The sequence below is a fragment of the Micromonospora sp. 4G55 genome, from assembly GCF_016803375.1.
Genome location: NZ_JAEVHN010000431.1, coordinates 1 through 5403 on the forward strand (window position 1 = coordinate 1; position 5403 = coordinate 5403).

Below are 5403 nucleotides of genomic sequence, written 5' to 3' on the forward strand. Positions count from 1 at the left end.
GGGTGCTCGACGCGCCGCCCCCGCCGTCGGGACGTGCAGCTCGCCCGCTGGTTCGACGAGCACTTCCCGGCCCGCGAGCGGCAGCGGTCGTACGCCCGCCCGTCCCGCCGCCAGGCGAGTACCCCGGGCATCCCCCCGCCCCGGCTGGCACCGCCCGGAGGAGCGGGAGCGCCGCCCCACGTTCGGCGTGGTGCTGGACACCTCGGGGTCGATGAGCGCCCGGCTGATGGGGCGGGCGCTCGGCGCGGTCGCCTCGTACGCGCTGGCCCGGGACGTACCGGCCGCCCGGGTGGTGTTCTGCGACGCGGTGGCGTACGACGCCGGCTACCTGCCGGTGGAGGAGATCGCCGGCCGGGTGCGGGTACGCGGCCGGGGCGGCACCGTGCTGCAACCCGGCATCCGGCTGCTGGAACGGGCCGAGGACTTCCCGTCGGACGGCCCGATCCTGGTCGTCACCGACGGGGAGTGCGACGTGCTGCGGATCCGGCGCGACCACGCGTTCCTGGTGCCGGCGGGCGCCCGGTTGCCGTTCACCCCGCGCGGCCCGGTGTTCCGGATGACCTGACCGGCTCCGCGCCGGCGGCCGCGTACCCGCGCGGCGTTGCGGCTCTCCGGATCGATCGGCCGGTGTCGACGGTTTCGGCGCTAATCTCCTCGGGTACCTCCGGCCCTCGATGAAGCTGTCCATGCACTCGACGACGTTGCGCCGCGCGGCGCGGAGCCTCTTCGGCTGGACCGCGCTGCGGCCCAACCAACTCGCCGCCATGCGCGCGGTGATGAAGCGACGCGACGCCCTGGTGGTCCTGCCCACCGGCGCCGGCAAGTCCGCGATCTACCAGATCCCGGCCAGCCTGATCCCCGGACCGACGGTGGTGATCTCCCCGCTGCTGGCGCTGCAGCAGGACCAGATCGCCGCGCTCAACGAACGGCAGCGCCCCGAGCTGCGGGCGGTACGGATCAGCTCCGACGAGTCCCCGGCCCAGCAGGCCCAGGCGATCGAGGAGATCCGCGACGGCCGGGCCGAGTTCCTCTTCATCACCCCGGAGCAGCTCAGCAACCCCGACCGGATGGCCGAGGTCAGGGCGCTCAGGCCGGCGCTGGTGGCGATCGACGAGGCGCACTGCATCTCGGCCTGGGGTCACGACTTCCGCCCCGACTACCTGGCGCTGGGCCACCTGATCGAGGGCATCGGCCGGCCGCCGGTGGTGGCCCTGACCGCCACCGCGTCACCTCCGGTGCGCGACGACATCATCGCCCGGCTGCGGCTGCGCGACCCGGAGGTGGTGGTCTCCGGGCTGGACCGGCCCAACCTCTTCCTGGAGGTCGCGCACTGCCCCACCGACGACTACCGGTGGCGGCGGCTGGTGGCGCTGCTGCGCGACGACCAACGCCCCGGGATCATCTACGTGCCGACCCGGCGGGCCGCCGAGGAGTTGGCCCAGCGGTTGACCGACGCCGGCTTCCCCTCGCAGTACTACCACGGCGGGATGGCCACCGGCGCCCGTCACGAGCTGCACGAGGCGTTCCTCGCCGACCAGGTGCCGATCATGGTGGCGACCTCGGCGTTCGGCATGGGCATCGACAAGCCGAACATCGCCTGGGTGGTGCACATGGCGCTGCCCGACTCGCCGGACAGCTACTTCCAGGAGATCGGCCGTGCCGGCCGCGCCGGCGCGCCGGCCCGGGTGCTGCTGCTCTGGCGCGCCGAGGACGTCGGGCTGCAACGCTACTTCAGCGGCGGCCTGCCGGACGAGACCGAGCTGCGCGACCTGGCCGCGCTGCTGCGCAAGGAGGCGCGGACCAAGAAGGAGCTGCGGGAGGTGACCGGACTGGGTCCGCGCAAGCTCGGCCAGTACCTGTCGCTGCTGGAGCAGATCGGTGCCGCCGAGCCGCGGGCCCGGCAGAAGATCGGCGCGCCCCGCTACTCCCCCAAGCCGGTGGACGCCGCCGCGGCGGCCCTGGCCGAGGCGGAGCGGCAGCAGACCGTGACCCGGTCCCGCACCGACATGATGCGCGCCTTCGCCGAGACCACCGCCTGCCGGGGCCAGACGCTGCTGGCGTACTTCGGCGAGCAGATGTCGGAGGTCTGCGGGCACTGCGACAGCTGCCACGCCGGCACCAGCACCGCCGACGACGGCGCGGTCGGGCCGTTCCCGGTGCACAGCCAGGTCCGCCACCCCGAGTGGGGGGCGGGACTGGTGCTCAACTACGAGGAGGACCGGATGACGGTGCTCTTCGACGAGGTCGGTTACAAGACGCTTTCCGTGCCCGTGGTGTCCGAGCAGGGCCTGCTGACGCTGGACTAGCCTGACCGGGCACCGGGCGCAGACGCAACGAAACGAGAGGGGCTCAGTCGTGATCGAACAGCCGGCGTACACCGGGTTCGGGTTCTCCGACGAGGAGTGGGGGCTGCTGGTCGGCCTGCCGCAGGCGGTCCTGACCGCGGCCAGCGCCGCGGAGCACGACGGCAGCCGGCGCACCCGCGCGGAGAACGCCGCCGGGCTGGAGACCATCTCCGCCGGCCGCGAGTCGGCCAACCCGCTGGTCGCGGCGGTCGCCGGGGAGATCGTGTCCCGGGTGGGCGACCCGGAGGCCGGCGAGGAACTGCCGGTCATCGAGCCGGCCGACCCGCAGGCCCTGATCGACGACGTGCTGGCCCGTGCGGGTCAGGCGGCGGCGCTGCTGGCCGCCCGGGTGGACGAGGGCGAGGCCGGGGCGTACAAGCACTGGCTGGTGGAGATCGCCGAGCAGGTGGTCGGCGCCGCCGCCACCGGCGGCCTCCTCGGCCTCGGCGGCGACCAGGTCAGCGACTCGGAGCGCCGCTTCCGCGACCGGCTCTCGCACGTGCTCAACGACTGACCGGCCCCGCCTCGGATCCGCGCGCCCACCCGGTCGCGCGGATCCGTCGTCTCCGCACTCTTTCGCCCGCAGGACCGTCATCGACAATGGGCCGGACACACGCGGAACCACGAAGGCGGGAAAGATGCTGGACCGGAACGTCATCGACACGGAGGCGCTGCCGCCGCGCGAGCGGTTCGGGATGTGGCTGGACGTCGTCGCCCGCACCGCGTCGCCACTGCGGATGCGGTCCGCGCACGCCGACGACTTCACCGCCCGCGCCGAGATCATCCCCCTCGGCCCGATCCAGCTGGTGAACTACCGCTACCCGTCGCTGGACGCCGTCCGGACCGCCAAGCTGGCCCGGCAGACCGACGTGGACTACTTCCTGCTCGCCCTGACCACCACGGGCACCGGCTCGTCCGGGCAGGCCGGCCGGCAGAGCGTGATCGGGCCGAGCGAGTTCACCTTCTACGACGGGTCACGCCCCCACCAGGTCAGCCACGAGGGCGCCCAGGGCGGACAGCAGCACGCCAGCTCCGTGGTGGCGCTGATCCCGTACGGCGCGCTGCCGCTGCCCCCCGACCGGCTGGCTCCCCTGCTCGCCGGCCGGATGTCCGGCACCGAGGGGGTGGGCGCCCTGCTGGCCCAGTACCTGATGCAGATCACCGGTCATCCGGAGCAGTACCACGCGGCGGACGCCGACCGGCTCGGCACGACCGCCCTCGACCTGATCGCCACCATGCTCGGCCGGCACCTGGTCGCCGAGGACGCGGTGCCCCGGGAGGTCCGCCGTCGGGCGCTGCTCGCGCAGGTGCGCGGCTACATCCAGCGGCATCTGGGCGACGCCGCGCTGAGCCCGCAGACGATCGCCGACGCGCACCACGTCTCCGTCCGGACCCTGCACCGGCTCTTCGAGACGGAGGACACCACGGTGGCGTCGTACGTGCGCGACCTGCGCCTGGACCGGTGCCGCCGCGACCTCGCCGACCCGGCGCAGGCGCACCGGGCGATCCAGGCCGTCGCCGCCCGCTGGGGCTTCGGCGACAAGGCGGTCTTCAGCCGCGCCTTCCGCGCCGCCTACGGCGAGACCCCGCAGGGCTACCGCGCGGCCCGGCGGGAACAGGCACGGATCGTCAACGACGCGGCATCCGTCGTCAACTCGACGTCGACATACTGAATCCGGATCGGCGGTCGGCAGGCCCGTGCCGGCCACCGATAACGGGGGACCGTGGTGGCGCCCGTGACCTCTTGTCACGGGCGGCCGCCCCGGTACCGCACGGACGGCCCGCCACCCTGCCACCCGGCCACACCGATTCCGGCCCCGTCGCTCTTCCCCCCAGGACCGACGACGGGGCCGGTCAGGCGTCCTCCAGCAACTCCAGGACCGTCCGCTCGGCCTCGGGCTTCGGGGTGTCCGGCCGGACCGGCGCCACCACCCCGTCGTGGTAGAGGTCGACCACCCGCGGGTCCACGTAGGACGTCCGGGCCACCGTGGGGGTGTTGCCCAGCAGCTCGGCGACCTCCTTCATCACCCCGGCCACCGCCTTCTTCCGGGCGGTGGCGGACCGCTGCACGCCCACGGTGGCCAGCTCGGTCGCCGCGAGCACCGTCGCGTGCCAGGTGCGGAAGTCCTTGGCGGTCATCTCGCCGCCGCTGGCGTCGCGCAGGTACTCGTTAACCTCGTCGCTGCGCACGTCGCGCCACTGCCGCCCGTCCCAGTAGCCGAAGAGACGGTCCTCGGCCCGCCGCCGCCGGCGCAGGTTGGTCAGCACCTGGCACAGCTCCTCGTCCTCGATCCGGCGGACCTGTTCGATGCCGCCCTTGGCGGGAAACTCGAAGACCACGCACCCACCCCGGGAGCGGGCGTGCTCGGGGCGCAGGGTGGAGACCCCGAAGGTGGCGTCCTCGCCGACCGCGTACTGGTCGTTGCCGACCCGGAACATCCCCATGTCGAGCAGCCGGGCGACGGTGGCCAGCACCCGGTCCCGGTGCAGGCCCCGCCGGCCCAGGTCGTCGGCGATCCGCGCGCGCAGCACCGGCAACCGGTGGGCGACCTCCAGCACGTGGTCGAACTTCGCCTCGTCGCGCTTGCGCCGCCACTCCGGGTGATAGAGGTACTGCTTGCGGCCGGCCGCGTCGACGCCGGTCGCCTGGATGTGCCCGTTCGGGTACGGCGAGATCCAGACGTCCTGCCACGCGGGCGGGATGACCAGCTCGCGCAGCCGGGACAGTTCGTCGGCGTCCCGCACCGGCTCGCCCCGGGGGTCGAGGAACACCCAGCCCTTGCCGGCCCGGCGGCGCCCGTACCCCGCCCGGCCCGGATCACTACGCCGCAATCGCACCGGAGACCCGCACCGCCTCTTCGGCCTCTTCCACGGCGGCCAGCACCCGGTCCACGGGCAGGGCCGCCAACGTCGGGTGCCTTCCTACCCCGGGCCGGCCGGGCCAATCCCGCGCGCCGCTCCACAGCACCCGGTGCCGGGGCCGGTCCGGCGGCGGACCCCACTCGGCCGGCGGGACCGGGCCGAAGAGCAGCACGGACGGGGTGGCGTAGGCGGTGGC

The 5403-nt window shown here is 74.1% G+C and carries 4 protein-coding genes and 2 pseudogenes; 4 read left to right on the plus strand and 2 right to left on the minus strand.

Annotation, left to right across the window (positions count from 1 at the left end):
* From JNW89_RS26530 to JNW89_RS26545, 4 genes and pseudogenes are all read left to right on the plus strand, one after another.
* Nucleotides 1-565, plus strand: a pseudogene (locus JNW89_RS26530) (hypothetical protein); the annotation flags it as partial.
* 109 nt (nt 566-674) lie between these two features.
* Nucleotides 675-2306, plus strand: a complete 1632-nt coding sequence (locus tag JNW89_RS26535) for an ATP-dependent DNA helicase RecQ (RefSeq protein WP_238451049.1) — start codon at nt 675-677, stop codon at nt 2304-2306.
* A 49-nt stretch (nt 2307-2355) separates the two neighbouring features.
* On the plus strand, nt 2356-2859 hold the full coding sequence (locus JNW89_RS26540; protein ID WP_238451050.1) for a hypothetical protein: 504 nt from the start codon (nt 2356-2358) through the stop codon (nt 2857-2859).
* A gap of 124 nt (nt 2860-2983) precedes the next feature.
* Nucleotides 2984-4018, plus strand: coding sequence for a helix-turn-helix domain-containing protein (locus tag JNW89_RS26545; protein WP_238451053.1), 1035 nt, complete (start codon nt 2984-2986; stop codon nt 4016-4018).
* 181 nt (nt 4019-4199) lie between these two features.
* On the opposite strand, the gene JNW89_RS26550 is transcribed toward JNW89_RS26545, so the two are convergent.
* Nucleotides 4200-5183, minus strand: coding sequence for a DNA topoisomerase IB (locus JNW89_RS26550; protein ID WP_238451054.1), 984 nt, complete (start codon nt 5181-5183; stop codon nt 4200-4202).
* Nucleotides 5167-5403 (minus strand): annotated as a pseudogene (locus tag JNW89_RS26555) (glycosyltransferase family 9 protein); the annotation flags it as partial. The pseudogene JNW89_RS26555 and the gene JNW89_RS26550, both read right to left, overlap by 17 nt.